Annotated in this window: 25 protein-coding genes and 1 tRNA gene; 15 read left to right on the forward strand and 11 right to left on the reverse strand. The window is 63.6% G+C overall.

Features of this window, described 5'->3' with window-relative positions:
• The first annotated feature begins 12 nt into the window (after positions 1-12).
• Complete coding sequence (locus HPTL_RS00455; protein WP_119334214.1) at positions 13-450, forward strand: F0F1 ATP synthase subunit epsilon; 438 nt, start codon at positions 13-15, stop codon at positions 448-450.
• A 160-nt stretch (positions 451-610) separates the two neighbouring features.
• Here HPTL_RS00455 and HPTL_RS00460 read toward each other — a convergent pair whose 3' ends face one another.
• From HPTL_RS00460 to HPTL_RS00470, 3 genes are read right to left on the reverse strand one after another with little or no spacing between them, the layout of a single operon-like run.
• Positions 611-1,504 (reverse strand): Tim44 domain-containing protein, encoded by an 894-nt coding sequence (locus HPTL_RS00460; protein WP_119334215.1) that lies wholly within the window; start codon positions 1,502-1,504, stop codon positions 611-613.
• Between the two features lie 16 nt (positions 1,505-1,520).
• On the reverse strand, positions 1,521-2,255 hold the full coding sequence (gene ubiE / locus HPTL_RS00465) for a bifunctional demethylmenaquinone methyltransferase/2-methoxy-6-polyprenyl-1,4-benzoquinol methylase UbiE (protein ID WP_119334216.1): 735 nt from the start codon (positions 2,253-2,255) through the stop codon (positions 1,521-1,523).
• Complete coding sequence (locus HPTL_RS00470; RefSeq protein ID WP_119334217.1) at positions 2,252-2,695, reverse strand: gamma-butyrobetaine hydroxylase-like domain-containing protein; 444 nt, start codon at positions 2,693-2,695, stop codon at positions 2,252-2,254. The genes ubiE and HPTL_RS00470 overlap by 4 nt, the downstream gene beginning before the upstream one ends.
• A gap of 122 nt (positions 2,696-2,817) precedes the next feature.
• On the opposite strand from HPTL_RS00470, the gene phoB reads away from it, so the two are divergent.
• Both phoB and HPTL_RS00480 read left to right on the forward strand, forming a co-directional pair.
• Positions 2,818-3,525, forward strand: a complete 708-nt coding sequence (gene phoB, locus HPTL_RS00475) for a phosphate regulon transcriptional regulator PhoB (protein WP_119335999.1) — start codon at positions 2,818-2,820, stop codon at positions 3,523-3,525.
• Positions 3,526-3,528: 3 nt separating this feature from the next.
• Positions 3,529-4,812 carry an ATP-binding protein gene (locus tag HPTL_RS00480; RefSeq protein WP_119334218.1) on the forward strand — a complete coding sequence of 428 codons (1,284 nt, stop codon included), beginning with the start codon at positions 3,529-3,531 and terminating at the stop codon, positions 4,810-4,812.
• On the opposite strand, the gene HPTL_RS00485 is transcribed toward HPTL_RS00480, so the two are convergent.
• The 5 genes from HPTL_RS00485 to gatC form a co-directional block, all read right to left on the reverse strand.
• Positions 4,782-6,335, reverse strand: a complete 1,554-nt coding sequence (locus tag HPTL_RS00485) for a hypothetical protein (protein WP_145981776.1) — start codon at positions 6,333-6,335, stop codon at positions 4,782-4,784. The genes HPTL_RS00480 and HPTL_RS00485 overlap by 31 nt on opposite strands.
• On the reverse strand, positions 6,332-7,105 hold the full coding sequence (locus HPTL_RS00490) for a YeeE/YedE thiosulfate transporter family protein (protein ID WP_119334220.1): 774 nt from the start codon (positions 7,103-7,105) through the stop codon (positions 6,332-6,334). The genes HPTL_RS00485 and HPTL_RS00490 overlap by 4 nt, the downstream gene beginning before the upstream one ends.
• 71 nt (positions 7,106-7,176) lie before the next feature.
• Positions 7,177-8,637: an Asp-tRNA(Asn)/Glu-tRNA(Gln) amidotransferase subunit GatB gene (gatB, locus tag HPTL_RS00495; RefSeq protein WP_119334221.1), complete on the reverse strand. Its 1,461-nt coding sequence runs from the start codon at positions 8,635-8,637 to the stop codon at positions 7,177-7,179.
• A gap of 13 nt (positions 8,638-8,650) precedes the next feature.
• Positions 8,651-10,132 carry an Asp-tRNA(Asn)/Glu-tRNA(Gln) amidotransferase subunit GatA gene (gene gatA / locus HPTL_RS00500; protein WP_119334222.1) on the reverse strand — a complete coding sequence of 494 codons (1,482 nt, stop codon included), beginning with the start codon at positions 10,130-10,132 and terminating at the stop codon, positions 8,651-8,653.
• Positions 10,129-10,419: an Asp-tRNA(Asn)/Glu-tRNA(Gln) amidotransferase subunit GatC gene (gene gatC, locus HPTL_RS00505; RefSeq protein ID WP_119336000.1), complete on the reverse strand. Its 291-nt coding sequence runs from the start codon at positions 10,417-10,419 to the stop codon at positions 10,129-10,131. The genes gatA and gatC overlap by 4 nt, the downstream gene beginning before the upstream one ends.
• A gap of 101 nt (positions 10,420-10,520) precedes the next feature.
• Between gatC and HPTL_RS00510 the strand changes: the two genes are divergently transcribed.
• From HPTL_RS00510 to HPTL_RS00555, 10 genes are all read left to right on the forward strand, one after another.
• On the forward strand, positions 10,521-11,561 hold the full coding sequence (locus tag HPTL_RS00510; protein ID WP_119334223.1) for a rod shape-determining protein: 1,041 nt from the start codon (positions 10,521-10,523) through the stop codon (positions 11,559-11,561).
• Positions 11,558-12,406: a rod shape-determining protein MreC gene (gene mreC / locus HPTL_RS00515; RefSeq protein ID WP_119334224.1), complete on the forward strand. Its 849-nt coding sequence runs from the start codon at positions 11,558-11,560 to the stop codon at positions 12,404-12,406. The genes HPTL_RS00510 and mreC overlap by 4 nt, the downstream gene beginning before the upstream one ends.
• Before the next feature lie 6 nt (positions 12,407-12,412).
• Positions 12,413-12,940 carry a rod shape-determining protein MreD gene (gene mreD, locus HPTL_RS00520; protein ID WP_119334225.1) on the forward strand — a complete coding sequence of 176 codons (528 nt, stop codon included), beginning with the start codon at positions 12,413-12,415 and terminating at the stop codon, positions 12,938-12,940.
• Positions 12,937-14,802: a penicillin-binding protein 2 gene (gene mrdA, locus HPTL_RS00525; protein ID WP_119334226.1), complete on the forward strand. Its 1,866-nt coding sequence runs from the start codon at positions 12,937-12,939 to the stop codon at positions 14,800-14,802. Before mreD ends, mrdA begins: the two co-directional genes overlap by 4 nt.
• On the forward strand, positions 14,799-15,929 hold the full coding sequence (gene rodA / locus HPTL_RS00530) for a rod shape-determining protein RodA (protein ID WP_197713715.1): 1,131 nt from the start codon (positions 14,799-14,801) through the stop codon (positions 15,927-15,929). The genes mrdA and rodA overlap by 4 nt, the downstream gene beginning before the upstream one ends.
• Positions 15,926-16,879, forward strand: coding sequence for a septal ring lytic transglycosylase RlpA family protein (locus HPTL_RS00535; protein ID WP_119334228.1), 954 nt, complete (start codon positions 15,926-15,928; stop codon positions 16,877-16,879). Before rodA ends, HPTL_RS00535 begins: the two co-directional genes overlap by 4 nt.
• Positions 16,880-16,975: 96 nt before the next feature.
• Positions 16,976-18,088: a D-alanyl-D-alanine carboxypeptidase family protein gene (locus HPTL_RS00540; protein WP_119336001.1), complete on the forward strand. Its 1,113-nt coding sequence runs from the start codon at positions 16,976-16,978 to the stop codon at positions 18,086-18,088.
• The gene (gene lipB / locus HPTL_RS00545) at positions 18,085-18,738 is read left to right on the forward strand and encodes a lipoyl(octanoyl) transferase LipB (protein ID WP_232000040.1); all 654 of its coding nucleotides are present in this window, start codon (positions 18,085-18,087) and stop codon (positions 18,736-18,738) included. Before HPTL_RS00540 ends, lipB begins: the two co-directional genes overlap by 4 nt.
• A gap of 39 nt (positions 18,739-18,777) precedes the next feature.
• Positions 18,778-19,779: a lipoyl synthase gene (lipA, locus tag HPTL_RS00550; RefSeq protein ID WP_119334229.1), complete on the forward strand. Its 1,002-nt coding sequence runs from the start codon at positions 18,778-18,780 to the stop codon at positions 19,777-19,779.
• 6 nt (positions 19,780-19,785) lie between these two features.
• Positions 19,786-21,786 (forward strand): UvrD-helicase domain-containing protein, encoded by a 2,001-nt coding sequence (locus HPTL_RS00555; protein ID WP_119334230.1) that lies wholly within the window; start codon positions 19,786-19,788, stop codon positions 21,784-21,786.
• Between the two features lie 109 nt (positions 21,787-21,895).
• Here HPTL_RS00555 and HPTL_RS00560 read toward each other — a convergent pair whose 3' ends face one another.
• A complete protein-coding gene (locus HPTL_RS00560) occupies positions 21,896-22,318 on the reverse strand; it encodes a c-type cytochrome (RefSeq protein ID WP_119334231.1) in 423 nt (140 codons plus the stop codon).
• A gap of 106 nt (positions 22,319-22,424) precedes the next feature.
• Between HPTL_RS00560 and HPTL_RS00565 the strand changes: the two genes are divergently transcribed.
• Positions 22,425-22,500, forward strand: a tRNA-Arg gene (locus tag HPTL_RS00565).
• Positions 22,501-22,504: 4 nt separating this feature from the next.
• Positions 22,505-23,074, forward strand: a complete 570-nt coding sequence (locus HPTL_RS00570) for a UbiX family flavin prenyltransferase (RefSeq protein WP_269461299.1) — start codon at positions 22,505-22,507, stop codon at positions 23,072-23,074.
• Here HPTL_RS00570 and HPTL_RS00575 read toward each other — a convergent pair.
• Both HPTL_RS00575 and HPTL_RS00580 read right to left on the reverse strand, forming a co-directional pair.
• The gene (locus HPTL_RS00575; RefSeq protein ID WP_119334233.1) at positions 23,063-25,495 is read right to left on the reverse strand and encodes an EAL domain-containing protein; all 2,433 of its coding nucleotides are present in this window, start codon (positions 25,493-25,495) and stop codon (positions 23,063-23,065) included. The genes HPTL_RS00570 and HPTL_RS00575 overlap by 12 nt on opposite strands.
• Positions 25,492-26,388: a phosphate/phosphite/phosphonate ABC transporter substrate-binding protein gene (locus HPTL_RS00580; RefSeq protein ID WP_119334234.1), complete on the reverse strand. Its 897-nt coding sequence runs from the start codon at positions 26,386-26,388 to the stop codon at positions 25,492-25,494. Before HPTL_RS00580 ends, HPTL_RS00575 begins: the two co-directional genes overlap by 4 nt.
• Positions 26,389-26,432: the final 44 nt, after the last annotated feature.

A 26,432-nucleotide genomic window follows, 5' to 3' on the forward strand; every position in this document is an offset into this window, starting at 1 on the left:
AGGGGTGGTGTCATGGCGATGACCGTACATGTCGATGTGGTGAGCGCCGAAGAAGAGCTCTTCTCCGGGCTTGCCGAAATGGTGGTTCTGCCCGGAGAAGCGGGCGAACTGGGCGTATTACCAGGTCATGCGCCGTTGCTGACGCGAATCCGCCCGGGGACCGTTCGGGTCAAGACGCCGGACCATGGCGAAGAGATCATCTTCGTTTCGGGCGGCATTCTCGAGGTGCAACCCAACTTGGTGACGGTGTTGGCCGATACCGCAGTGCGCGGTGCCGACCTGGACGAAGCGCGCGCAATCGAAGCGAAGCGCCGCGCCGAGGAGGCACTGCAAAACCGCAACGCGGCGATCGACTACGCGAAAGCGCAAGCCGAACTCGCCGAAGCGGTGGCGCAGCTCCAGGCGATCGAGCGGATGAAAAAGCTCAAACACCGCGTGGGTGGCGCATAACCAACCGAACCCGAATCGCGTAATTCGCGAAGAGCCCGAGGGTGTGTTGCCGCACCCTCGGGCTTTTTTTGTCGCGTAACAATCGTGGCACGCAGATAAAGGAGGCGGCTAGGAGTTCGAGACGGTAGCAAACAGCAGATCGATTGACACTACGACGGCTTTACGCCGGTTGAATCCCCGCAACTTTCCAACCGCCACCCGACTTCGGTTTGACCAAGTGCCAGAGCTCGGCGAACGACGCGGGCGGCGTCGATGGCGTTTCTCGGATCAACCCGCTGAAGCGTACCGTAGCCAGGTAGTGGTCTCCTTCGTCGGTCAGGTCGAGAAGTTCCGCGGAGAGTTGCACCACATCGGTCTGTTGGCTGGGCTCCCAGGTTGGGTTCGCCTGGAGTTCCGCGAGCAGTTGCGGGGTGACCAGACGCGCGATCGCTGCCCAATCTTGCGCGTCGTGGGCCGCTTGCAGCGCGACGAACTGCCGTTTCGCTTCCTGCAGGAACGCCACTTCGTCGAGCTGAGCACGAAGGGGGTTGGTGGTATCGGCATCCCCTGCGGCTTGCGCAGCGTGCCCGGCAGCAGCAGATGGCCATGAGTTAGATGGCCACGGGTTGCGATCGGCGGTACGCCACGTCGCCTGGGGCGATGCGCCAGCCGCAGTCTCCGCTGGGCGCATCTGCGGCGATTGCCACCGGCGGAAGAGCCAAAAGAGGCCGCCTGCAAAGAGCGCGATCAGGAGCAGCGAACCGAATTCGTCGCTCAAACCGAGGGAAGAAAAGAGCCAAGCCAGGCCGAGCCCCGCCGCGAGACCGCCGAGTGGTCCCAACCACGAGGAACGGCGCGGTGTGGTTTGGGGCGTCGCGCCTGGGGTTGCCGGTTTGGGCGCAGGCGCGATTTGAGCGGGGCGCGGTGGTGGAGTGATCTGGCGCTGGATACCGAAGCTGCGCCCACCACCCAGGCGGCGCGCTTCAGCGTCGTCCGGCCAGGCGGTCAGGAACAACGTGGCACACGCAACGAAAGCGGTCAAAACCAATCGTGCCATGCGATGCGCATAGGTCATCGGCGAAATCCTCCTGTTACGGTTTGAAGCCGCGATGGAGTGCAACCACCCCAGCGGTCAGGTTGTGGTATTGGACCGCGACGAAGCCGACGCGTTCCATCATCTGACGGAGCGTCTCCTGATCGGGGTGTACCCGAATCGATTCCGCGAGATAGCGGTAACTCTCGGCGTCGTTCGCGACGATTTTGCCGAGCCGCGGCAGCACCTGAAAGGAGTACCAGTCATAAAGCGGGGAGAGCGGCGCCCAGACGCGAGAGAATTCCAGAACCAACAGGCGTCCGCCCGGTTTGAGCACGCGCAGCATTTCGGCAAGTGCTGCCTCTTTGTGGGTCATGTTGCGCAAGCCGAACGCGACCGAAACGCAGTCGAACGTGTCGCTGGGAAAGGGGAGTTGCTCCGCGTCGCACTGGGCAAACGCAGGAATGACGCCTGTTTCGAGGAGGCGCGTTTTGCCGCGCACAAGCATCGCGTGGTTGATGTCGGTCATCCACACCTGGCCGGTGGGTCCGACGCGCCGCGCGAACGCCAACGCGAGATCCCCGGTGCCCGAAGCGATATCCAATACCCGGTGACCAGGGCGCACGCCCGAGGTGGCGATCGTGTAGTGCTTCCAAAGACGGTGGAGCCCTGCCGACATCAGATCGTTCATCACGTCGTATTTGTCGGCGACCGAATCGAAGACTTGCCCGACCAACCGTTTCTTTTCTGGTGCGGGAACCTGGCGGAACCCGAAGTCGGCTTGCTCGCTCATCGCGCACACCCTCCTTGCCCGCACCCACACGCGGCATCCGAAAGGCGGCTTGCTTCGGTGTTGGTATGGGAAGTCGGTTCACGGCTCGCGCCAGCCGCTTGCAGTTGGGCGAGGTAGTCGGCCCACCGCGCTGCATAGGTTTCGCCGAGTTCGCGCAGATAGGTCCAAGTGTAAATGCCGCTGTCATGACCGTCCGAAAATGCGATCTGAAGGGCATAATGACCTGAAGGGGTCAGCCGATCGATTCGCACCCCTTTTTTGCCGGTCTGCAATACGGATTGACCGGGGCCGTGACCTTGGACTTCGGCAGACGGGCTGAACACCCGCAGATATTCGGGGTCGAACGTGAACGTGGCGCCATCGGCGAACGTGATTTCGAGCTGGTTGCGCCGTTGGTGGTAAACCACCGATTCGGGAACATGACGAGGGTCGAGATTCATGGTGCGCACGAAAGATGGCTCAGACAATCGTTTAGCTTACCATGAATCGCGCGTGGGCAGGGGGGCGCGATCGCCACGCCTTTGTCACAAAACTGTCATCTCATTCGATTATGATCGCAGCGATGAGCCAAACACGAACGATATTGCTCGTTGAAGACGATGCCGCGATCCGTTCGCTCCTGGTGTTGCACCTGGAGAACGCGGGTTTTCGGGTGCTGGAAGCGCCAGACGTGCGTACGGCGCTACGCTGGTTGGACGAACTGTTGCCCGATATTGCGGTGATCGACTGGATGTTGCCCGACGTCTCGGGGATCACGTTGCTCGAGCGATTGCGCCACAACGACCGTACACGGCAGATTCCCGTGGTGATGCTGACGGCTCGCGCTGCGGAAGCCGACAAGGTGCGCGGGCTCGAGGGGGGGGCCGACGATTATGTCACCAAACCGTTCTCGCCGCGGGAACTGCTGGCGCGGATCCGTGCGGTGTTGCGGCGGCGGCAGCCGGAGCCGGAAGCCGGACCGGTTGCGTTCGGCGGGCTTGAACTGGTGCCCGATCGCCGTGTCGTCCGCCGCGCCGGTGCGGAGCAGACGCTGGGACCGACCGAATTCCGGCTGTTGCATTTTTTCGTGACCCATCCGGAACGGGTATGGGATCGCGCCACGCTGCTCGATCGCGTCTGGGGCGACGATGCGTTCATCGAAGAGCGTACCGTGGATGTCCATGTCCGGCGGTTGCGCTTGGCGTTGCGGCCCCTCAAGGCCGACGGCATGATCGAGACGGTTCGCGGCGCAGGTTACCGCATCACCGCGATCCCCCTCGAACCGCTGTGAACGATGCGCCCGCGTCACGAACGTTTCGGCCTGGTGCTCGGCGCGATCGGGGTTGGTGTGGCGAGCGTCGTCGCCGGCAGCACGGGTGCGGCGATCGCGGTTGCGGCTGTAGCGGGTTGGGGATGGTGGCAAGCGCAGCGCCGTTGCCATGAGGTAGAGACGGCGTTGGCGCGCGCCGAGGCGGAGCAGGCGGCGTCGCAGCGCGATCGTGCGCAGCAAGCGAACGACTTGTCGCAGTTGCTGGCGCTCTTGTCCGACGTGCCCGTTGCGATCGTTTGGGTACGGGCGGGCATGGTGCAGTGGGCGAATCAGACCGCATGTACTTGGTTGGCGCTGCGGCCAGCGCGCCACTTGGGGCAACCGGTGGTCTGGTTTTTGCCCGACACGACCTGTTGGTCAGAAGCGGTGCGTGCCGGTGCCAACGGCGTGACGAAAACGGTCCAGATTGGGCAACGCACCTTCGAATGGCGGCTCTACTGGTTCGCCCATACGGATACGCCGGAAAGCGGCCTCTTGTGGATCGAGGATGCGACGGAACGCCAGCGCGTTGCTGCGATGCGCCGCGATTTCGTCGCAAACGTTTCGCACGAGCTGCGGACCCCGCTGACGGTGTTGATCGGCGGTTTGGAGACGCTTGCCGAGCGCGATTTTCCGTTGGAACCGGCACAACGCAGCGAACTCATCGCCCAGTGCGAGCGGGAAGCGAAACGGATGTTGCGCCTGGTGCGCGATCTGCTGCAGCTCGCAGAACTGGAAAGCGGCGCGCCGCCTGCGTTCGAGTGGATTTCAGTGGCGGCGCTGATCGACGAAGCAGCCGAGTTGGCGTGGACGTTGGCGCCTGAAGGGCTCACCGTCACGGTTGCGTTACCGGAACCGCTCGCCACGGCGCAATTGCACGGCGACGAGGCGGAATTGGCGACGGCGTTACGCAATTTGGTGAGCAACGCGGTGCGCTATACCCCCGCGCCCGGGAGGGTGACCATCGGCGCGACGGCGCAAGGGGATGCATTGGTCCTTTGGGTCGAGGACACAGGGATCGGCATTCCCGAGGAACACCTACCGCGGCTCACCGAACGGTTCTACCGGGTCGACCGGGCCCGCTCCCGCGCAAGCGGCGGAACCGGTCTGGGGTTGGCGATCGTCCAGCATGTCGCCGAACGGCACGGTGCGCGCTTGGCGATCACGAGCGAAGTGGGCAAAGGAAGCTGTTTTCGTCTCGATTTCCCTCGCCCGCGCTGGCGCGTCACGACCGTTGCTCACAATGAGCGGAACGAGAACCAGCAGTAATCGTAACCGGTTTCGAGCCGCTCTACGACCAGGATCAGCCGCTCTTTCTTGTTGAGGTGAAGTTCCCACTGTTTGGGGAAGGGTTCGTCTTGCGCCGGAACGACGAGCGTCTCCCACGGGTCGAGCGCGTCCCGTGAGCGAATCAACAGAAACGCGGGCGACCAGGGAAGGGGGTCGGTACCGATGGGGTTGAGGGGTCTTGCGGCAAGAGGGATCACGCGATCGTACGTGAACCGTTGGATGCCAATGTGGAAAGCGTTCTCCGTCTGAGAACGCCACCGGATACGCGCAAGTACCCAGCGTTTCGCGTCCAGACTGGGGCTGGTGGTTTGTAATGCGACCAACTGTTGCGGGACGAACGTATCCGCAGTGATTCGAGCGACCGAAAGCGGTTGGATCAACTGCCAACCCTCGGCGCTTTTGTCCCTGACGCGCAAAAGGTTGTGTTCCTCGTCGTTCGCATCGCTGGCGTTGCCCAAACCATCGACAAAAAGCGCGATCCGCTGGGTGCGGAGGTACGGGGAGCGCTCCGATCCGGGTTGGTATTCGAACGGACGGCCTGCGACTGCAGTGTAGATCGCGTTCCACCCCTGAATCAGGCGCGCTGGCTCGAGCGCGCCCGATTCGCGCTGCTGTGACCGTCCTTTGGGCGGTTGTGCCAGCAGGCGATACAAGGTTTCCCGCGCGTTTTGGGCTTCGATGCGGTCTGGTTCGGTGTGCGCAGCTGCTCCTTCCTCTTGTTGTTGGAGTTGGTGGAGCATGGCTTCGCAATCGAGGAGCCACAGATCCTGTTCGGTGTCATCACCATGCAGTCGAGGCGGTGCCCAACTGTGGAGGGAAAAACCATAGCGGTGGGTCTTATCGTCTGGAGCAAGCCAGCTCTTGGGTACGATTTGGAGATAAGCCGCGTGGGTCTCGATCAGTTCGCGGAACGCGGCAAGCTGCGGCGGCGGGGTGCGCGCGGGATCGACGAGAAAGGTGGCAAGCACCGCGGCGACCTGCTCATGCGGTGACGTCTTGCCGTCGCGGGTGAGGGGGTCTTCGACCCGTTTCCACACGACCCGACGCTCGCTTGCCGCAGTATAGAGGCGATAGAGCGCATTCCACAGCGCTTCGGGGATCGCGTGGGCGCGCTGCCAGAACCAATCGAAGGCTTGCTGGAGTAACCACCCCATTCGGGCGAACGCAACGGCCAAATGGGTTCGGTACCGGGTGTGGTTCGAAAGGCGCTGTGCCACGGTCGCATAGAGCACGAGCAACACGGACCAGAGCGCCCAAAACCGCTCAGGGTCGTTCCGGGTGAGCGTGTGGGCGTGGCTGCGCAGAATATCGACGGTTTCGAGCAATTCCCCCCAGGCGGGTTCGTCGTCTGGGGATGCCGGACGGTGCCGCTCTGCCGCAAGCGTGCGCAGCAACTGGGTGGCGTGGCGATGCACCAACCGCTCGATTTCCGCGCCATCGTGCGCCGCGGTCAATTCGCTTTTGAGCGTCTCTTGAAAACGCGTTGCATCCCACATCGTCAAGTGGCTCGCATCGTTCCGTCGACCAGCCGATGGGTGACGATCCCGCCGACCCACATCGCCAACAGAGTGAGCCACGAGGTGAGGGAAAAGAGCGACGCGCCGGTAACGCCTGCGCCTACCGCACAGCCGCCGGCCAGAATGCCGCCGAAGCCCATCAATACGGCACCAGCGAGATACCGCTTCATCGCGTGCCCGCCCTGAAACCCTTGGAGCTCGAGTTCACGATTGTGCCATGCGGCCAAAAAAGCGCCAAGGAGTACGGCTGGAATGAAGAAAAAATCGAAGTCCAGGGGCACGGTGGCGGTAGCCAGAACGGTCATCAGGACATTCGCCGAAGGCGAGGTGAAGGTGAGGCTGCGCACCGGAACCGGGTCGAACGAAACCAGCGAGAGTTGGTAGGTGGCGATCCACGCGACGACGATTACCGCACCGGCGCCGATCGCATGTCCGATTTGGCCGCGCGGCAGCCGCGAACGAATTGCCCAGAGGATCGCGCCGGAGAGGCTGCCGACGCTGGCCAGCTGCCGAACGTTCGCGGTGTCGAACCAGCCCGAAGCAATCGCGAGCTGCGTCCCCATCACCGCAACCGAGAAGGTGATGAGCCAGACCGTGGTGCGCTGTCCCCATTGCCGTTCGGCGAATTCGATCGTTGCAGCGCGCAGGCAGAATCGAGAACGTTGGCCAAAGTAGCCGAATGCGAGCCCGATGAGCGCACCGAGTGTGGCGAGGAGATACGGGGTTTCGAAGCGGTCGACGAGCCAAGCCCACATGGCGACACCTTCCGACGGAAGAGGTCGCCATTATCGCATACGAATATGTTGAAGTAGAATAAAATAAAACGTTAAGATGCCAATGCACGGCGGATCAATTCGGTGACCTGCTTCGGGTTGGCCTTGCCTTTGGAGGCTTTCATCACGGCGCCGACGATCGCGTTGAGCGCTTTCTCTTTCCCCGCCCGATATTCGGCAACCGATTTCGGATTCGCGGCGATCGCCTCGGTAACGAGCTGTTCCAGGAGTGCGGTGTCATTGACCTGGCGCAGCGCCAGCGCGTCGATCAGTTCGTCCGCTGAGCGGGCGTCACCGGCCCACCACGCGGCCAAGAGTTGCTTGCCCCCGGTGGAGGAGAGGGTGCCGTCGGCAACGCGCGCGACCAACGCCGCGAGCTGGTGGGGGGTCACGGGGGCGCTTTCGATCGACCGCTCCTCTTTGTTGAGCCGCCCGAGCACTTCGACCAAAAGCCAGTTGGCGCACGGTTTGGCGAGCGCAGACCCCGCTGCTTCGACGGTGGCGACGAAGAAGTCGGCGAGCGCCTTGTCGCTGACGATGAGCGCCGCGTCGTGCGCCGAGAGGCAGTAGGCGGTTTCGAACCGTTCGGCAAGCGCCTGGGGGAGTTCCGGTAGTGCCGCGCGTTCGCGTTCGATCCATTCGGCAGGGATCACGAGTGGTAGCAGATCGGGGTCGGGGAAGTAGCGGTAGTCGTGCGCCTCTTCCTTAGTGCGCATCACCCGCGTCTCCCCTTTCTCCGGGTCGAAGAGGACGGTGGCCTGTTCGATCGGGCGGCCCGATTCCAATTCGTCGATTTGCCAGGCGATCTCATATTCGATCGCTTGGTAGAGGAAGCGGAACGAGTTGAGGTTCTTGATTTCGCGCCGCGTGCCCAGCTTGGTCTCACCGCGTGGGCGGACCGAGACGTTGGCGTCGACCCGGAACGACCCTTCTTGCATGTTGCCGTCGCAGATGCCGATCCAGCGCACCAGCGCGTGGAGCGCTTTGGCGTACGCGACCGCCTCTGCGGCGCTGTTCATCTCCGGTTCGGAGACGATCTCGAGGAGCGGCGTGCCGGCACGGTTGAGGTCGATGCCGCTCATGCCATGGAAGTCTTCGTGCAGGCTCTTGCCCGCGTCCTCTTCCAGGTGGGCGCGGGTGAGGTGCACCGTTTTCTGGTAAGCGTTCGCTCCGTCCCCCACTCGGATGGTGAGGGCACCGCCAGAGACCACCGGCAGTTCGTACTGGCTGATCTGATACCCTTTGGGCAGGTCGGGGTAAAAGTAGTTTTTGCGTGCGAAAACGCTACGCGGCGCAATGGTCCCGTTTACCGCGAGGCCGAAGCGGATCGCGCACGCCACCGCTTCGCGGTTGAGCACCGGAAGGGTACCGGGCAACGCCGCGTCGATCCAGCTCACCTGCCGGTTGGGTTCGGCGCCAAACGCGGTTGCCGCTCCGGAAAAGATCTTGCTGCGCGTGGTGAGTTGCGTGTGAATTTCGAGTCCGATCACCGCTTCGTAACGATTCATGCTCATCGCTTTCGCTCCTTCAGCACGCGGCAACCGGGGGCAGCGCGCGGTGCCAATCGGTTGCGTTCTGGTAGGCATGGACCGCGGCGAGCAGTTTCGCTTCGCCGAAATGGGGGGCGATGAGTTGCGCGCCGATCGGCAAGCCCGCTCCGTCGAACCCGCAGGGATGGGCGATCGCTGGCAAACCGGCCAAATTGACGCCAATGGTGAACACGTCGGCCAGGTACTCTTCTACCGGGTCGCTCTTTTCACCCACCCGCCACGCGGTGGTGGGGGTTACCGGTGTGAGGATGAGGTCGCACGCGGCAAACGCGTTGCGGTAGTCGTCGGTGATCAGCCGCCGCACCTGCTGCGCTTTGCGGGTGTAGGCGTCGTAGTAGCCGGCAGAGAGCACGTAGGTGCCCATGAGGATACGCCGCTTCACCTCCCAGCCGAACCCTTCGGCACGGGTGCGGGTGTACATTTCGAAAAGGTCGTCGTAGTGCGCGGTGCGGTAGCCATACCGGACACCGTCGTAGCGCGCAAGGTTGCTCGACGCCTCCGCAGGCGCCAGGACGTAGTAGGCGGGAATCGCCAGTTCGGCTTGGGGGAGATGGATGTCGACGAGCGTTGCGCCGAGCTGCTCATAGCGGCGCGCTGCGGCAAGGACCGCGTCGCGAACTTCGGGTTGGAGCCCATCGGCAGCCAAGAACGATTGCGCAACGCCGATGCGCCAGCCAGCGAGTGGCCGGTCTGTAGCGATCGCGGCAAGCGCCGCAGCGTAGTCGGGAACGTCGACGGCCGCCGAGGTGGAGTCGAGGGGATCGAACCCGGCGATCGTGTGCAAAAGCAGCGCGCAATCTTCGGCGGTGCGGGCAAAGACTCCGGCTTGGTCGAACGAGGAGGCGTAGGCGATCATCCCCCAGCGGCTCACCAGTCCGTACGTCGGTTTCAGTCCGGTCACGCCGCAGTGCGCTGCGGGTTGGCGCACGCTCCCGCCGGTGTCGGTTCCCGTCGCCGCGGGGACGATCCCGGCCGCGACCGCTGCGGCCGAGCCACCTGACGAACCGCCCGGGACGCGGTCGGTTGCCCACGGGTTGCGGCACGGACCAAAATAACTGTGCGCGTTTGCCGAACCCATCGCGAATTCGTCGAGGTTCGTTTTGCCGACCGTCACGGTTCCCGCCGCTTTGAGACGCGTAACGACCGTTGCATCGAACGGTGAGTGGTAACCGTCGAGCATTTTCGACGCCGCGGTGGTTGGGAATTCCGTGGTACAAAAGAGGTCTTTGTGCGCGATCGGGATCCCGGCAAGAGGCCCGGAGGCCTGGGATGCGCCAGCGAGTTCGGTCAGCCGTGCGGCGAGCGTCGCGTCGTCGGCGATCGTGATGAAGGCGTTGAGGGTAGGCTGCAATGCGTGCGCCCGTTCGCAGGCTGCGCGCGCCACCGCTTCGGGAGTGGTTTTCCCTTCGGCGAAGGCGCGGCGCAATTGGCTGATGGTAAGGGGGTGCTGCGCATTCATGATTCGATGACCTTGGGAACCAGGTAGAGGCCGTTTTCGGCAAGCGGGGCCAATGCCATCAGCGCGTCGCGCCGGTCGGGTTCGGTGACGACGTCGTCACGCAGCCGTTGCGTGAGCTCCAAGGGGTGCGCCAGCGGCTCGACCCCTTCGGTCGGAGCGTTTTGCAGTTGGTCCAGGAGGGCGAAGACGCCGTCGAGTTCGTGCGCCATCTGTTCGGCTTCGGCATCAGAAAGCGCAAGCCGCGCCAGCGCGGCCAAACGGTGAATCGCTTCGGTGGTAAACGCCATGGTTCGAACCGTGTCGTCACAATCGGAAACGCGGTAGGGTATCATATCGCATGGGCATTTGCGAAGCACGATCGGTGCTTCTTCTCGTTCGAGGAATTCGTATGTTTGGCTTTTTGCGTTCGTGGTTCTCCAACGACCTGGCGATCGATCTGGGCACAGCCAACACGTTGATCTATATGCGCGGCCGCGGCATCGTGCTCGACGAGCCGTCGGTGGTAGCGATTCGCGTCGATGCCAGTACCGGAAAGAAGACGATCCAGGCGGTCGGTAAGACCGCAAAAGAGATGCTCGGTAAGACGCCCGGCAATTTGGAGGCGATCCGCCCGATGAAGGACGGCGTGATCGCCGATTTCATCGTCACCGAGCAGATGATCAAACAGTTCATCAAAAAGGTCCATGCGTCGAAATTGATTGCACCGTCGCCGCGCATCATCATCTGTGTACCGTGTGGGTCGACGCAGGTGGAGCGGCGTGCGATTCGTGACGCGGCGCTTGCTGCTGGCGCCAGCAAGGTCTATCTGATCGAAGAGCCGATGGCCGCGGCGATCGGCGCAGGGTTGCCGGTTGCCGAGCCCACCGGTTCGATGGTCGTCGATATCGGCGGGGGTACGACCGAAGTCGGCGTGATCGCGCTCGGTGGGATGGTCTATTCCGGGTCGATCCGTGTCGGTGGCGACAAGTTCGACGATGCGATCGTCAATTACATTCGCCGCAATTACGGGATGTTGATCGGCGAGGCGACGGCCGAGATGATCAAAAAAGCGATCGGAACCGCGTTTCCGACCGCCGAGGTGCTCGAGATCGAAGTGAAGGGGCGTAACTTGGCCGAAGGGATTCCGCGTGCTTTTACGGTTTCGTCGAACGAAGTGCGTGAAGCGATCCAGGAACCGCTCAATCAGATCGTCTCCGCGGTGAAGATCGCGTTGGAACAGACTCCGCCTGAGCTGGGTGCCGATATCGCGGAGCGCGGGATCGTGTTGACGGGCGGTGGCGCGCTCCTCAAAGACATCGACCGCTTGATCCAGGAGGAGACAGGGTTGCCGGTCTTCGTCGCCGACGATCCGCTCACCTGCGTTGCGCGGGGGTGCGGTGCGGCGCTCGAAAAGGTCGATCTCCTGGATACGATTTTCACCCATGAATGACCGTGGCTGATTCGGCCGCGACGCACCTTTCGTTCCGCCGGTCGCTGCCGCTCACGACGCGTGCGTGGTTGGCGACGCTCGTCGCGATCGCGGTGATGGTCGCCGACGCCCGCTTCGACTGGCTCACACCGTTACGCGATGGCGTCTCCGTGCTGGTTCGACCATTGGTCGCTGCGGGGCAGTGGCCGTTTCGCGTCTGGGAGATGCTGGAGCGAACGACGATCGACGTTGTTGCGCTGCAACAAGAGAACGCCGAACTGCGCCGCCAGTTGCTGATCTTGTCGGCGCAAATCTGGGAGGGCGCGGCGGCGCGGCGGGAAAACGACCGGCTGCGTGCGTTGTTGGGCTTTGCGCCGATGCCCGGAACCCGTTTGCTCCCGGCTCAGGTGCTCTACGATTCGCCCGATCCCTTTTCCCGTCGCATCGTGATCGACCGCGGCAGCAACCACGGTATTCGACCCGGACTTGCGGTCGCTGCGGCGAAGGGGTTGGTCGGTCAGGTGACGCGGGTGCAGCCGTTGGTGAGTGAGGTGACGCTGATCACGCACGAGCGAATGCGGATCCCGGTGATGGTCGCGCGCACCGGGATGCGCGGCATTTTGTGGGGGCGCGGAGAGGGGGAACTGCAGCTGCGCGACGTGTTGGGCGAATGGGTGGTTGCCGAAGGAGACGAGGTGGTGACCTCAGGATTGGACGGCCTCTACCCGGTCGGGTTACCTGTGGGGCGCGTGACGCGTATCGAACGGGGGCAAGCCGAGCCGCTGGTGTTCGTCACGCCGTTCGAAGCCGGAGCGCAGTGGCGGCAGTTGCTCGTGCTCGTGCGCGACGAAACGGTGGCGCCGTAAGCGACGATGGAACAGCCGACCCACCGTTCGCGCGAACTGCTGTCGCCGCCCAGCCGAGCGTGGATGATCGTGACGCTCCTGGGCGCGTTGGCGCTCGATCTCATCCCCCGTCCTTGGACCACGGTTTGGGGTCCCGAAGCGACGTTGATGACGCTGACGTTTTGGGCGTTGCGTTCGCCCGCATGGACGGGCTTCGGTTTGACCCTGCTCGTGAGCATCGCGCTCGACGTGGGCCGCGGCGCCGTGTTGGGACAGACGGCGCTCGCCGCGATCTGGGTGGTGTGGGGCGCGCAGAAGTGGCGCAGTCGTGTGCTCTGGTTCGGCCCCTTTGGCCAAGCGGTGCACTTGGTCTGGTTGTGGGCTGGGGCGCTCGCGGTGCAGGTGGCGGTGCGTTGGCTCGTGGTCGGTGACGGGATTTTTGCTTATGGGTATCTCTTGTCGCCGCTGTGGATGGCACTCGTGTGGCCCATCTGGTACGCGTTGTTGCTGTGGCCGCAACGGTGGCGTGCGGAGTTGCCCAAGCATCGGGTATGACGCTGGAAACGCCTTCCCTCGATCAACTTCAGCGCCGAACCCGCTGGCGTGCGGCAGTCGCCGCGTTGGTTATGCTCGCTGGGTTTGCGCTCCTATTGTGGCGATTGCACCATCTGCAAGTGGCGCAGCACGAACGGTTCGCGGCGCTTGCTGAGGCCAACCGTCTGGCCTTGGTGCCCATCCCGCCGCAGCGCGGCGAAATCTTCGATCGGAACGGCAAGCCGCTTGCGCGTAACGAAGGGGTTTATGTGCTGGAAGTGACGCCGGCGCTCACGCCAGATCTCGACGCAACCTTGAATTCGCTTGCTGAGCTTGTGGCGATCGATGCCGACGATATTCGGTCGTTTCGTCGCAAAGTGCGCGAACAGCGCGGCTTGGGAAGCGTGCCGCTCAAGTGGCGTCTCACCGACGCCGAAGCCGCCCGAATCGCGGCGAACGGGTTTCGCTTGCCTGGTGTTGAGGTTGCGGTCCGTTCGATGCGCCACTATCCCTACGGCGAGGTGATGGCGCACATCGTCGGCTATTTGGGGCGGATCAGCGAACGCGACCTGCAGCGTATCGAAGCGCAAGACGCGCTGGGACGCTACCGGGGGTTGGAGGTGATCGGCAAAGAGGGGGTCGAGGCGAGCCACGAATCCGAACTGGTGGGTTGGCCGGGGTGGGAGCAGCTCGAAGTGAACGCCGCCGGGCGCGCGGTGCGACGGCTCGCTTCGGTGCCGGCGCAACCGGGACGCGATGCGATCTTGACGATCGATGTCGATTTCCAGGCGTTCGTCCATGAGTTGCTTCGCGACAAGCAGGCGGCGTTCGTCGCGCTCGATCCGCGCGACGGCGCTGTTTTGGCGATGGTGAGTACCCCTGCGTACGACCCCAATGCGTTCGTGACCGGATTGTCGAACGAGGTGTGGACGCGCCTGCTCGAGGACCCAGCCCGTCCGTTGCTCCATCGCGCGTTGCGGGGAACCTATCCGCCCGGGTCGACCTTCAAACCGTTCATGGCGCTCTTGGGGTTGGAAGCCAAGGCGCGACGCGTCACTCAGCGTTTCAACCACCAAGGGTCGTTCCAGATTGGCCAGCAGGTCTTGCACGACCGCAAATCAGCGTGCCAAAGCGGCGTCGATCTCATTCGTGCGCTCACCTATTCGTGCAACGTCTATTTCTACCAGTTGGGGGTCGATCTGGGAATCGACGCGATCGCGACCTTCATGACCCATTTTGGTTTCGGATCCCCGACTGGGATCGATCTGCCCAACGAAGCGGCGGGGGTGTTGCCGTCGCGCGAATGGAAGCGTAGCTTCTTCAAGAGGCGGCGTGACCAGCAATGGTTCACCGGGGAAACGGTTTCGGTGGCGATCGGTCAGGGGTACAGCAGCTATACGCCGCTGCAGATGGCCAACGCGTTGATGATCCTCGTCAATGGTGGGTTGGGACCGATTCCCCACGTCGTCGACCATTTCCGCGATCGCCGCTCTGGTGCCATCATTCCCGTACCTCGGCCGCCCGCGCGTTTCGTGCCGCTCGATCCGGTGAACGTCGAGGCGGTGCTTACGGGGATGCGCGAAGCGGTCCGTGTGGGAACCGCGGCCCGGGCATTTGCCGGTGCGCCGTATCGCGCAGGCGGCAAGACCGGCACCGCGCAGGTGGTGTCTACGCAGCGGGTGCACCGCGATGCCGACGCCGCGGACGAGCAAGACCATGCGTGGTTCATCGCCTTTGCGCCAGCAGAAGAACCGCGAATCGTCGCCGCACTGATCGTCGAGCACGGCGGCTATGGCGGTGCGGTTGCGGCGCCGTTGATGCGCATCATCTTCGACCGCTTCTTCGGCGTCGAACCGAAGCCGGAATGGGAGTCCGCACGATGAGGCCTGCGTGGTGGCAATCGCTCCTGCGACGGTGGGATCCCTTTTTGCTGCTCTTCCTGGCAGGGTTCTTCACTTTTTCCCACTGGGTGATGACCAGCGCTTCGCCTGAGCGGCTCGACGAACAGTGGCTGCATCAGGGGCTGGCGTTGACTGCCTTTTTGGTTGCAGCGTTGGTGCCGTTTCGCTGGTGGTTGGCGGTCTCACCGCTGCTCTATCTGGGCGGAGTGATCGCGCTCGTCTTGGTGCTGGTCGTTGGGGTGACCGCGAAAGGGGCGACGCGGTGGCTCGATCTGGGCGTGGCACGCGTCCAACCTTCGGAACTGATGAAACTTGCGGTGCCGCTTTTTTGTGCCGCGTATTTCCATTGGCGGCAAGGGATGCTGCGCTGGTGGGACCATCTGGTCGCGTTCGTTTGGGTGTTGGTGCCTACTGCGCTCATTTTGAAACAGCCCGATTTGGGGACCGCGATCATGGTGGGAGTGATCGGCGGATGCGTGCTCTTTTTCGCCGGTTTGAGCTGGCGTCTGATTCTGCCGGTCGTTGTCGCGGTGAGTGTCGCGATCGCCGCGTTGCTCCATTACGGCGATCGCTGGTGCGCGCCAGAGGTCGAGTGGCCTGGGTTGCACGACTACCAGAAAGGGCGGATCTGCACGTTGCTCGATCCCGAACGCGACCCGCTGGGTAAAGGGTTTCACACGATCCAAGCCGAGATCGCGATCGGTTCGGGCGGCGTATGGGGGAAAGGGTTGGGGAATGGGACGCAGTCACAGTTGGCGTTCATCCCGGAGCGGCATACCGACTTCATCCTCGCGGTGATCGCGGAAGAGTTGGGCTTCGTTGGGGTCGCGGGACTCTTTGCAGGTTATTTGATTTTGCTGTTTCGAGGGTTTTCGCTTGCGCTTTCCTCGGGGTTGTGGTCCGGGCAGCTCTTCGGTTGCGCGGCGGTCACAGGGATTTTTCTCTATACTTGGGTCAATGCGGCGATGGTGATGGGACTTGCGCCCGTGGTCGGGGTGCCGTTGCCGTTCGTGAGCTACGGGGGAACGGCGCTCGTCAGTCTCTGTCTCATGTTGGGGGTGACCGCGAGCGCCGCGGCGGAACCGTTACGTGGCGGAGGACGACGATGAATGTCGTGCGACTGGTTGGGATGGTGACGGCTGCGATGGTGTTGGCTGCGTGCGGTTCGCCTCGGGTGAAAATCGACGTGCGCCGCGGCGCAGTGAATACCCCTGCCGTCGAACCTCGTGTCGAACCGTTGCGGCCTGCGAACGCACGGCCCTACACGGTGCTTGGGCGTACCTATTACCCGATGACCGACTTCGAACCCTATTGGGAGGAGGGGATCGCGTCGTGGTATGGGCGCGAATTCCACGGCAGACCGACCGCAAGCGGCGAGCCATATGACATGTTTACTCTGACCGCGGCGCATAAGATCCTACCGATACCGAGCTATGCGCGGGTGACGAACCTGGCGAATGGGCGACAGGTCGTCGTGCGCGTCAATGATCGCGGCCCATTCGTCGAAGGCCGGGTGATCGACCTTTCTTACGCCGCAGCCGAGGCGTTGGGGTTTGCCAACCAAGGAACGGCGCGGGTGCGCGTCGAGTTGCTGTTGCCGGACGAGATCGCCGCGATGCAAAAAGGGGCGGGACGTCCGAAGGCGGCAGCGGAAACCGCGCCGACCGCAGAAATGGCTTCGACAGCCACACCGCTGCGGGTAGTGGCGCGTCCGCAGGCGCGCGACGCAGCGGGCGCTGCGGCACCAGGCCCGGTAGCCGAAGGGGCTGTAGCGGTTGACGCAGCAACGACAGCGGAAACGGGCGCCACCGACGCGCTTTTCTACCTGCAATTGGGTGCGTTTGCGCAAACGGAAAATGCCGAAAATTTCGCGTCCCATTTGCGCGTGCAATTACCGAATTTGCCGGTCCGTTTGCTCAGCGCGGGCGCACTCGTACGGGTGGTGGCAGGCCCGTTTCGCGACGCGACCCTGGCGCAGCTCGCGGCCGATCAGGTCGTCGCCTTTCTGGGTGGGACGCCGCTCGTCGTTTCGGCGCGTGCGCTTGGGGCGCACCCCTGACCCGGCGGGCAAAAAGCGGTACACTTCGGCTTTGGTGTCCAACGGCTTCATCACAAGGAGAAAAGAGCGGTGCGATCAGCGGTTGTCAAAGGGATGATGGGGTTTCTGTTGTTGGTAGCGACGGCGGCGCACGCAGTGTCGATCCAGCTGCCAGCGAAACGGTGGTTCTTGCTCGATTTCACCACCGGTGAAGTGTTGACCGAACAGGGCGCCGACGAACCAGCGGAGCCTGCGTCGATCACCAAAGTGATGACCGCGTATCTCGTCTTCGAAGCGCTGCGCGACGGACGCCTCAAATGGGACCAGCGGGTCCCCGTTTCGGAAAAGGCGTGGAAGATGGGGGGGTCGCGGATGTTCATCGAGCCGCGGCACCAGCCAACCGTCGAGGAGTTGCTGCGCGGCTTGATCGTCGCATCGGGAAACGACGCCGCCGTGGCGCTTGCCGAAGCGGTTGCGGGCACAGAGGAGGCGTTCGTGGCGATGATGAACCAAACCGCGAAACGGTTGGGGATGACGAATACCCATTTCGTCGACGCCTCGGGCTGGCCCGACCCCGAACACAAGACCACCGCGCGCGATCTCGCGCTTCTGGCGCGCGCGCTGATTCGCGATTTTCCGAAGGAATACGCGCTCTTCAAAGAGAAAGAATTTACCTACAACGGCATTCGTCAACCCAACCGCAACCGTTTGTTGTGGCTCGATCCCACCGTCGATGGGATCAAGACGGGGCATACCGAAAGCGCGGGTTATTGTCTGCTTTCCTCCGCAGAGCGGGACGGCCGGCGATTGATCGCAGTGACGCTGGGCAGCGACTCGGACGCGCAGCGGGCCGAGGCGTCGCTGAAACTGCTCAATTACGGCTTCCAGAATTTCGCGCATTTCCGCGTCGCAAAAGGAAAGGAACCCGTCGCGAAGCTTCGCGTCTGGCAAGGGGTGCAACCCGAAGTGGCGGTGGGGTCACCGGATGACGTCGTCGTGACGCTGCCCCGTGACGCAGTCACGAAAGCCACGGCCCATTTCGTCGGGCAGCAACCGCTGATCGCCCCCGTCGAAGCGGGGCAGCAGGTGGGGCGAATCGATATCGTCGTCGATGGCGAGGTACGGCGTTCGGTTCCTGTGGTGGCGCTCGAGGGCGTTCCCCAAGCTGGCTGGTGGGGGCGTACCGTCGATGCCCTCACCTTGTGGTGGCAGAGCCTTTGGCAGCGGTGACCCTACGCGACGAAACCCACTACGCGGCGTGGTGGGGCAGAGTGCCGTACGAAGCGATGTGGCGGCGGATGCAGGCCTATACCGCGGCGTGTGACGACGCGAGCCCCGATTGGCTGTGGTGCGTCGAACACGATCCCGTCTATACCCTAGGGCTTGCGGGCCGCGAAACCCACCTCACCCCCGCGGCGCGCGCGAGCGGCACCCCGGTGGTGCGTTGCGATCGCGGCGGGCAAGTGACCTGGCACGGTCCGGGACAGCTCGTGGTCTACACCCTCTGGGATCTGCGCCGCCGTGGTCTCACCGTTCGGGCGTTGGTGGCGCTCCTTGAGGAAGCGGTGATTCGCTTGCTTGCGGATCACGGGATTCGCGGCGAACGCAAACCGGGCGCGCCGGGGGTCTATGTCGACGGGGCGAAGATTGCGGCGTTGGGACTCAAAGTGCGTCACGGGCGGTGTTACCACGGCTTGAGCCTCAACGTTGCGAACGATCTGGAACCCTTTGCCCGCATCGATCCGTGTGGTTACCCCGGGTTGGCGGTGACGCGCACGGCCGATTGGGGGTGGAACCCGCCGCTCACTGCCGCGGCAGAGGCGCTTGCCGATTATCTGCCGCCGGGGAATTGGACGTGGTGTGCGCCGCCAGCGATCTGATAACCGCAGCGCGGCTTGATTCAGGAAAAGGAAGAGACGATGGCTTTGCAACCCGGGGTGAAATTGCGCAGCGCCGAAAAGACGGCGCGCATTCCTGTGAAGATCGTGCCCAAACCGAAACTGGCGAAACCGGAGTGGATCCGAACGCGCTTACCGGCGGGGACGTCACTCGAACGGTTCCACCGAGTGAAGGAGATTTTGCGCGCGCAGGGGCTGCACACGGTGTGCGAAGAGGCTACTTGCCCGAACATCCACGAATGTTTCGGCAAGGGAACCGCCACCTTCATGATTCTTGGCGATATCTGTACCCGTCGCTGCCCTTTCTGTGACGTCGCGCACGGGCGACCGCTGCCACCCGACCCGCAAGAGCCGGAACGGCTGGCCCGCACGGTCGCGGCGTTGGGGCTGCGCTATGTGGTGATCACGAGCGTCGACCGGGACGACCTGCCCGATGGCGGTGCGGAACAGTTCGTGCGCTGCATCGCGGCGATTCGGGAAGCGAGCCCGGCCACGCGGATCGAAGTGCTGGTTCCCGATTTCCGCGGTCGGATGGATCGGGCACTCACGGCATTTGCCGCGGCGCTTCCCGACGTGATGAACCACAATCTGGAAACCGTTCCCCGTCTCTATCGCGCTGCGCGGCCCGGGGCCGATTACGCCCATTCCCTGCGTCTGTTGGCCGAATTCAAGGCGCGTTACCCCAACGTGGTCACCAAGTCGGGGTTGATGGTAGGGCTAGGCGAAACCGACGAAGAGATCCTAGCGGTGATGCGGGACCTGCGTGCGCACGACTGTGAGATGCTCACGATCGGCCAATACCTGCAACCCTCTGCGGCCCATCTGCCCGTCGAGCGTTTCGTCGCGCCCGAGACCTTTGCCGCCTTTGAACGCGAGGCGCTCGCGATGGGCTTCATGCACGCTGCGTGCGGCCCAATGGTGCGCTCCTCCTATTGGGCGGACCGGCAAGCGGAAGCGGCGGGGGTGGTGGCTACCGCTGCGCAGACACCCGTGGGCGAGCCGATCACGAATTCCGGAGGGTGACGCGCGGTGCGGCTCGACGGGCTCAATCCGGCCCAGCAGGAGGCCGTCCGGTATCTCGACGGACCGTGTCTGGTGCTTGCGGGCGCGGGCAGCGGCAAGACGCGGGTGATCACCCACAAGATTGCCTATTTGATCGAGACGGCCGGGTTCGCGCCGCGCCACATCGCTGCGATTACCTTCACCAACAAAGCGGCGCGGGAAATGCAGGAGCGGGTGTCCAGCCTTCTGGGCGGTCGGGCACCTTCGGGACTGACCGTCTGCACCTTTCACGCGCTCGGGGTGCAAATCCTGCGTGCGGAGAGCGCACGGCTTGCGTTGAAACCGCGCTTTTCGATCCTGGACCCGACCGACGTGCGCACCCTTCTGGCCGAACTGGTGAAAGAGGCCGACCGCGGGTGGCTGCAAGCGCTGCAGGGGCAAATCTCGCAGTGGAAGAACCAAGGCGTTTTGCCCGACGCCGCGGAGGCAGTGGCCAACGACGAACTCACCTCGCAGGCGGCGCGCGTCTATCGCGACTACGAACGGGCACTGGCGGCGTATCATGCGGTCGATTTCGACGATCTCATCTTGAAACCCCTGTTGCTCTTCGAACGCGACCCAGAGGCGCGCGAAGCGTGGCAACGGCGGCTGCGCTATCTGCTGGTCGACGAGTACCAGGATACCAACCGCACCCAGTATCGGTTGTTGCGCGCGCTCGCTGGCGTGCGCGGCGCCTTCACCGCGGTGGGCGACGACGACCAGGCGATCTACGCGTGGCGCGGCGCCGACGTCGAGAACTTGCGCCTGTTGCAAACCGACTACCCGCAGCTCAAGGTGATCAAGCTGGAGCAGAACTACCGCAGCACCCGCACGATCCTCAACGCCGCGAACACGCTGATCGCGAACAACGACAAACTCTTCGTGAAACGGCTCTGGTCGTTGCACGGGGTGGGCAGTCCGATCGTGGTCCGCCCGTGTCGCGACCCCGAAGCCGAAGCAGAGTGGGTGGTGGCAACGCTCGACGCGAAGCGTTTCGAGCTCGGCGCGAAATGGTCCGACTTCGCGATCCTCTACCGCGGCAACCACCAGGCGCGCCTCTTCGAGCAGGCGCTCCGGGCCCACCGGATTCCCTATGTGATTTCGGGCGGAGGATCGTTCTTCGACCGGACCGAAATCCGCGACGCGATGGCCTATTTGCGGCTGCTGGTGAACGAGGACGACGATCCGGCGTTCGTGCGGGCGATCACCACGCCGCGCCGTGGCGTCGGGGCAACGAGCTTGGAAGCGCTTTCCCGTTATGCGGGCGCGCGCCATTTGAGCCTCTTTGCCGCGCTCTTTGAGACCGGTGCCGAGGCGCATGTGCCTGCAGCGCCGCTTGCGGCGATGCGCGAATTCGCGGCGTTCCTCAACCGTTTTCGCTACCGGGCCGAACGCGAACCTGCGGGTCGGGTGGCACGGGAGCTCTTTGCCGCGGTCGGTCTCGACGACCACTATTTGACCACGATGGAACCCCGCGAAGCGGAACAGCGCACCCGTTCGCTCGACGAGTTTCTGGGTTGGATCGAGCGGCGCGGCGAAGCGGACGGCACCGATCTTTTGAACATCGTGCAGACGATCACGCTGATTGCGCGGCTCGAGCGCGACGACGAAACGCCCGACGCGGTGCAACTGGCGACGCTGCACGCCGCAAAGGGGTTGGAGTTCCCCCACGTCTTTCTGGTGGGGGTGGAAGAAGGGCTGTTGCCGCACCAGTCGAGCATCGACGCCGGAGACATCGAAGAGGAGCGGCGCCTGATGTACGTCGGGATCACGCGCGCGCAGCGCTCGCTCACGATCACCTACTGCGAAAAACGACGCGACGGTAAAGAGTGGCGCAGCGTCGAGCCCTCACGCTTCATCGCTGAGATGGGGAGCGACGGCGTGACCGTGAAAGGTCGCGATCACCCCGTACCGAAAGAAGAGGCGAAAGCGCGGCTTGCGCAATTGCGGGCGCTGTTGGAACGGGCGCCCGCAGTTGCCGACGAGTAGCGATTGGGAACGGGCAGGCGCAGTGCTCAGCCGCTAGCCCGCGAGCGGCTTCATGAGGTCACGTGCAGTATGGGTACTACCAGACGCGCGCCGTTTGCGCCGCGTGCCGTCACTCCACAGGCGGCGGCGTGAAGTTCGCGCCGGCCTGGTTGGCCAGATAGGCCACTGCACGCGCGATCTCGGCGTCGGTGAGGTCCGCGGCGCCCCCTTTGGGCGGCATCTGCCCGATCCCGTTCGTTGCGCTTTGGATGAGTGCGTCGAACCCTTTGGCGATGCGCGGCGCCCACGCTGCGGTATCGCCCGTTTTGGGGCTTCCGAGCGCCCCCACTTCGTGGCAGCTCTTACAGACCGCCTGGTAGATCTGCTCGCCGGTGCGCTTGCCGGGTTCGACCGTTTGGAACTTGAGGTTGACCTGCGCAACCGGCAGGATCGCCGCGAGCGTGGCGTTTTCGTCAGGCTTCTGTTCCTGGGAACAGGCAACCGCCAGCGTGGTTGCGCCAACTGCCAGGAAAAGGCGTGCGATGCGATGCATGGTATCGTCCTTGATACGGGAAATGACAATTGGATGCATCGATTATAACGCAGGGCAGATGCGTCTTGCCGAATCTGTGCTATCATGCGCGCTTCACGCAGTACAGGCGCCCGTAGCTCAGTGGATAGAGCGTTGGCCTCCGAAGCCAAAGGTCGCAGGTTCGATTCCTGCCGGGCGCGCCATCGTTTGATTGTTGCCGTGACTGGCGCTTCCGGTGCGATCCTCGCGGAGCGGTTCCTGCTGCGCGCGCGGGAAGTGGCCGAAATCGAACTGCACCTGATCCTGTCGCCCGCAGCGCTCCTCACGGCACAACTGGAACTGGGCAAAAAGCGCCGCGACTGGACCACGCTTGCCGACACCATCTATCGCCACGACGATCTCGCCGCACCGCTTGCGAGCGGCTCTTTTCCCACAGCGGGCATGGTAATCATCCCCTGCAGCATGAAGACGCTTGCCGCGGTGGCGCACGGTTTTTCCGACAACCTCATTACGCGCGCCGCCGAAGTAACGCTCAAAGAGCGGCGGCGTCTGGTGCTCGCGGTGCGCGAAACGCCGCTTTCGCTCGTGCATCTGCGCAACATGATGCTTGCCACCGAAGCGGGCGCAGTGGTGATGCCCCCGGTGCCGGCCTTTTACGCGGGGGTGACGACGATCGAAGCCGCAGCCGACCAGTTCGCGTGTCGGGTGCTCGACCTTCTGGGGTGGTCCCATCCGAATGCAGTGCGGTGGTCGGGGGGGGACGAGCTAGGGGTGTGACAGCGCTGTCCCGGCGCTGTTGCGGCACTGCGGCGGTGTCGGGGTCGGTTTGCCCAGATGGTACCCTTGCGCCGCATCGATTCCCAACCGCTTGAGCAGATCGAGCGTCTCTTGATCTTCGACGAATTCCGCGACCGTGGTTTTGCCCAGCCCACGTGCCACTTCGGCAATCGCACGCACGATCAGGCGGTTGCTTTCGTCCTGCGTGAGATCGCGAATGAATTGCCCGTCGATTTTGACGACATCGGCCGGGATGTATTTGAGATAGCTGAAGGAGCTGAAACCGGTACCGAAATCGTCGAGGCAGAGCGCCGCACCGAGTTTATGCACCAGATGGGCAAAGCGGATCGCCTCTTGGAGGTCGCCGATCGCTGCGGTTTCGGTGATCTCAAAGAGCAGTCGCCGGGCGTGCGGCGGGGCTTGGTGCCATCGGTTTTCCAGCCACATCGCAAACCCGGGGTCGGAGAGCGTGCGGCCCGAAAGGTTCACTGCGATGCGTGGCGCGTCGCGGTGCTCGCTGAGTGTTCGTAATGCGTGTTCGATCACCCAGCGATCGATCTCGCGAATTTTTCCACTCTTTTCGGCAGCGGGGATGAAATGGGTCGGGGAAACCAGACGCGTGGGGTCTTCGGGGTCGCGCATGCGAATGAGCGCTTCGACGTGGGTCAGCGTTCCGTCCAGACGAAACACCCCCTGATAATGGAGCTCGAACAACCCTTCGGCAAGTGCCTGTTCGATCCGCTGGTTCCAGTTGAGTTGGGTGGGGCTTCCTGCTGCGAAGGCGTCGGTGCTGTAGCACCGCCAGGTGTTGCGTCCCGCGTTTTTCGCCTGATACATCGCGATGTCGGCCGCGACGACGAGCTCGTCTGGGTTGCTCCCATGTTCTGGGAACAGGGCAATGCCAAGGCTCACCGTGATCCCGATCCGCTGCCCGTCGAAGTCGAACGGAATGCGCGCCAGGGCGCGGATGATCCGCTCCGCAAGCTGCTGAGGTTCGCTGCGGTTTTGGTAGGCGGGCAACAAGATCGCGAATTCGTCGCCACCCAGCCGCCCGACGATCTCGTTGCTGCGGGTGATCGCGGTGAGTTCGCTGGCGATGCGCGCCAGGAGCGCGTCGCCGGCGCGATGTCCGAAGGTGTCGTTGAGCTGTTTGAATTCGTCGATGTCAAAGAGCAGGAGCGCGGCTGTACGACGTTGGCGGAGCGCTTCGTTGAGTTTCTCTTCCAGCAGTTCGGCAAACCGTCGCCGGTTGTAAAGTCCGGTGAGTCCATCCCGTTCGGCCAGATAGATGAGCTGTTCGGCAGAGCGGCGTTCGCGGGTGATGTCCTCATAGAGCCAGAGGCGACCGATCAACCGTTGGTGGCTGTCGCGCACCGGGAAACAGAGTTGCAGCAGGATGCGTCCGTCGATGAGGTGGATCTCGGTGCTGTCGGAGATCTCTTGCGTACCGGGTACCGTGAGGAGCAATTGGGAGAAGTGGTCCGGTTCGGCGCAGAGGGTGTCGCTGAGCCGCATTACGTCCCGCGCGTTCTGTCCCACGAGCGATGCTTCGGCAGGGATGTGCCAGAGACGCCGCAGCGCGCTGTTGGCGAAGACCACGCGGTCGGAGGTATCGACCAGCAAAACACCGAGACGCATCGCTTCGAGTAGTGCCGTGAGTTGCGCATGCTCGGCTTCGAGGGTGTCGAGCGTCGCTTCGGTTTCGCGCTCGGCAATGGTCAATGCCGTCAGGCGTTCGGCCAGTTCGTCGGCCATGCGGTTGAACGCGTTGCCCAGGCGCGCGATTTCGTCGTGCGTGCCTTCGGGGGCTCGGATACGGAGGTTCCCTGCGGCAATCTGTTCCGCAGTACGCTCGATTGCGCCCAAGCGTTTCGCGACGCGAAAGAAAAAGCCGAGATAGAGCGCGAACGTAAGTAGCGTCGTACCCCCGATCACGAGGATTCCCGTTTCGGCGAAGCGATCGATCAGACCGATGAGGGGTTGGGGCGAGTACCCTACCTGCACGGCACCACTGATGAGCGGCAGGCGGACGTCGAAACGGTTCGGCAACCTCGTTTCGGCCGCAGAGAGTGCTGCTAGGGTTTTCCCGTCAGGAAGCGACGTTTCGGCAGATGCGCCCACGAGCACCAAGCGTTCGTCCGCGCCGTCGAAGATCGCCAAATAGGCGATTTCGCCGTTTTGAACCAATGCTTCGGCAATCTCACGCAGCGTGGGGATGTCGCGCTCCAGGAGCGGACCTTGGAGTGCCGCGGCCAGTTCGAGTTGGAGGGTGTGCAGCCGTTGCAACGCCAACGTGTTCGCGGCGCTTTGCGCTTCACGCCAAAAAAAAGCGCCGAATGCGGCAAAGAGCAGCAGCTGCACGAGGAGGAGCCACGGAACCCAGCGGCTGAAGAGCGAACGACGAAAGATCGGTAGGTTCATGCGTGCCCGCCAGCGACGAGTTGATCGAAATCGGCGACGAACGGGTCGAGCGCGTCCCAGTCCGCGTCGGTGATGGGTTGCAAGGTGCCGTGCCCCAGCCGCGCGAAGACTGCTTGCCCTTCCTGTGCGCTCCAGGCAAGGAGCGCACGGCGTAACTGCGCGAGGCGGGATTCGCCCAAACGGCGGTGGGCGAGATAGAGGAGCGGTGGCGATGGCGGAAAGCGATACAGGATGCGGTAACGGTCTGCCGCCAAGTTGAGCTGCGTGATCGCGGTGACCGAAACGACGGCAGCGTCGGCAAGACCTTGTTGGAGATGGGCGAACGAGTTCGCATGGCTGCCCGTGGGTTCGAGATAGAGATCCCGCCCGATTACCCATCCTTGCTCGCGAAAGAGGCGACGTGCCGCCAACGTGAGGTTGGCCCACGGGTCACTGGTCGCGATTTTCCGTCCCTTGAGGTCGGAGAGGGTGCGAATCGGGCTTTGCGGCAACACGATGAGAAGCGGCTCCAACGGGGTCGAGGGGCGAGCCAGTCCCACCATGCCGTGGCGTTGCTGCGCGATGCGACCGAAGTAGGGGCTGGTGGCGATGAAGTCGTACTCACCGCCCGCGGTGCGGGCGAAGTGCGCCCGATAGTCGGGCGCCGATTCGAGCGTCACGGGTTGCGCCAAGGTCGCGGCGAACCAGGCGCGGATCGGTTCGTAGAGTTGGGCGAGTTTGCGCGCGGAAAGGTAGGGTACGACACCAAAAACCAGGGGTGGGTCGGACGAGCGCGAACGCACCGGAAAGGGTGCCGTGGCCGTGGTCACGAACAGTGCACCCAGCGCGCGCAGGAGGTTGCGGCGGGGCCGGAGGGGAGTGGATGCAGTCGTCGGTTCGCGAACAGTGGCCATGGGTAGCCCCTTTCGTGCGGAGCATCGACGGTGCGATTCTAGCA

Source organism: Hydrogenophilus thermoluteolus (assembly GCF_003574215.1).
Lineage (GTDB): Bacteria > Pseudomonadota > Gammaproteobacteria > Burkholderiales > Rhodocyclaceae > Hydrogenophilus > Hydrogenophilus thermoluteolus.

Excerpts from the sequence above, each read along its gene's own strand:
- HPTL_RS00470 (WP_119334217.1), bottom strand. The coding sequence starts at position 2,695 with ATGAATCTCGACCCTCGTCATGTTCCCGAATCGGTGGTTTACCACCAA.
- phoB (WP_119335999.1), top strand. The coding sequence starts at position 2,818 with ATGAGCCAAACACGAACGATATTGCTCGTTGAAGACGATGCCGCGATC.
- HPTL_RS00480 (WP_119334218.1), top strand. The coding sequence starts at position 3,529 with ATGCGCCCGCGTCACGAACGTTTCGGCCTGGTGCTCGGCGCGATCGGG.
- HPTL_RS00460 (WP_119334215.1), bottom strand. The coding sequence starts at position 1,504 with ATGACCTATGCGCATCGCATGGCACGATTGGTTTTGACCGCTTTCGTT.
- HPTL_RS00535 (WP_119334228.1), top strand. The coding sequence starts at position 15,926 with ATGAATGTCGTGCGACTGGTTGGGATGGTGACGGCTGCGATGGTGTTG.
- HPTL_RS00455 (WP_119334214.1), top strand. The coding sequence starts at position 13 with ATGGCGATGACCGTACATGTCGATGTGGTGAGCGCCGAAGAAGAGCTC.
- HPTL_RS00580 (WP_119334234.1), bottom strand. The coding sequence starts at position 26,388 with ATGGCCACTGTTCGCGAACCGACGACTGCATCCACTCCCCTCCGGCCC.
- HPTL_RS00510 (WP_119334223.1), top strand. The coding sequence starts at position 10,521 with ATGTTTGGCTTTTTGCGTTCGTGGTTCTCCAACGACCTGGCGATCGAT.
- ubiE (WP_119334216.1), bottom strand. The coding sequence starts at position 2,255 with ATGAGCGAGCAAGCCGACTTCGGGTTCCGCCAGGTTCCCGCACCAGAA.
- gatB (WP_119334221.1), bottom strand. The coding sequence starts at position 8,637 with ATGAGCATGAATCGTTACGAAGCGGTGATCGGACTCGAAATTCACACG.
- mreC (WP_119334224.1), top strand. The coding sequence starts at position 11,558 with ATGACCGTGGCTGATTCGGCCGCGACGCACCTTTCGTTCCGCCGGTCG.
- HPTL_RS00540 (WP_119336001.1), top strand. The coding sequence starts at position 16,976 with ATGGGGTTTCTGTTGTTGGTAGCGACGGCGGCGCACGCAGTGTCGATC.
- HPTL_RS00560 (WP_119334231.1), bottom strand. The coding sequence starts at position 22,318 with ATGCATCGCATCGCACGCCTTTTCCTGGCAGTTGGCGCAACCACGCTG.
- mrdA (WP_119334226.1), top strand. The coding sequence starts at position 12,937 with ATGACGCTGGAAACGCCTTCCCTCGATCAACTTCAGCGCCGAACCCGC.
- gatA (WP_119334222.1), bottom strand. The coding sequence starts at position 10,132 with ATGAATGCGCAGCACCCCCTTACCATCAGCCAATTGCGCCGCGCCTTC.
- mreD (WP_119334225.1), top strand. The coding sequence starts at position 12,413 with ATGGAACAGCCGACCCACCGTTCGCGCGAACTGCTGTCGCCGCCCAGC.
- HPTL_RS00490 (WP_119334220.1), bottom strand. The coding sequence starts at position 7,105 with ATGTGGGCTTGGCTCGTCGACCGCTTCGAAACCCCGTATCTCCTCGCC.
- HPTL_RS00575 (WP_119334233.1), bottom strand. The coding sequence starts at position 25,495 with ATGAACCTACCGATCTTTCGTCGTTCGCTCTTCAGCCGCTGGGTTCCG.
- gatC (WP_119336000.1), bottom strand. The coding sequence starts at position 10,419 with ATGGCGTTTACCACCGAAGCGATTCACCGTTTGGCCGCGCTGGCGCGG.
- rodA (WP_197713715.1), top strand. The coding sequence starts at position 14,799 with ATGAGGCCTGCGTGGTGGCAATCGCTCCTGCGACGGTGGGATCCCTTT.
- lipA (WP_119334229.1), top strand. The coding sequence starts at position 18,778 with ATGGCTTTGCAACCCGGGGTGAAATTGCGCAGCGCCGAAAAGACGGCG.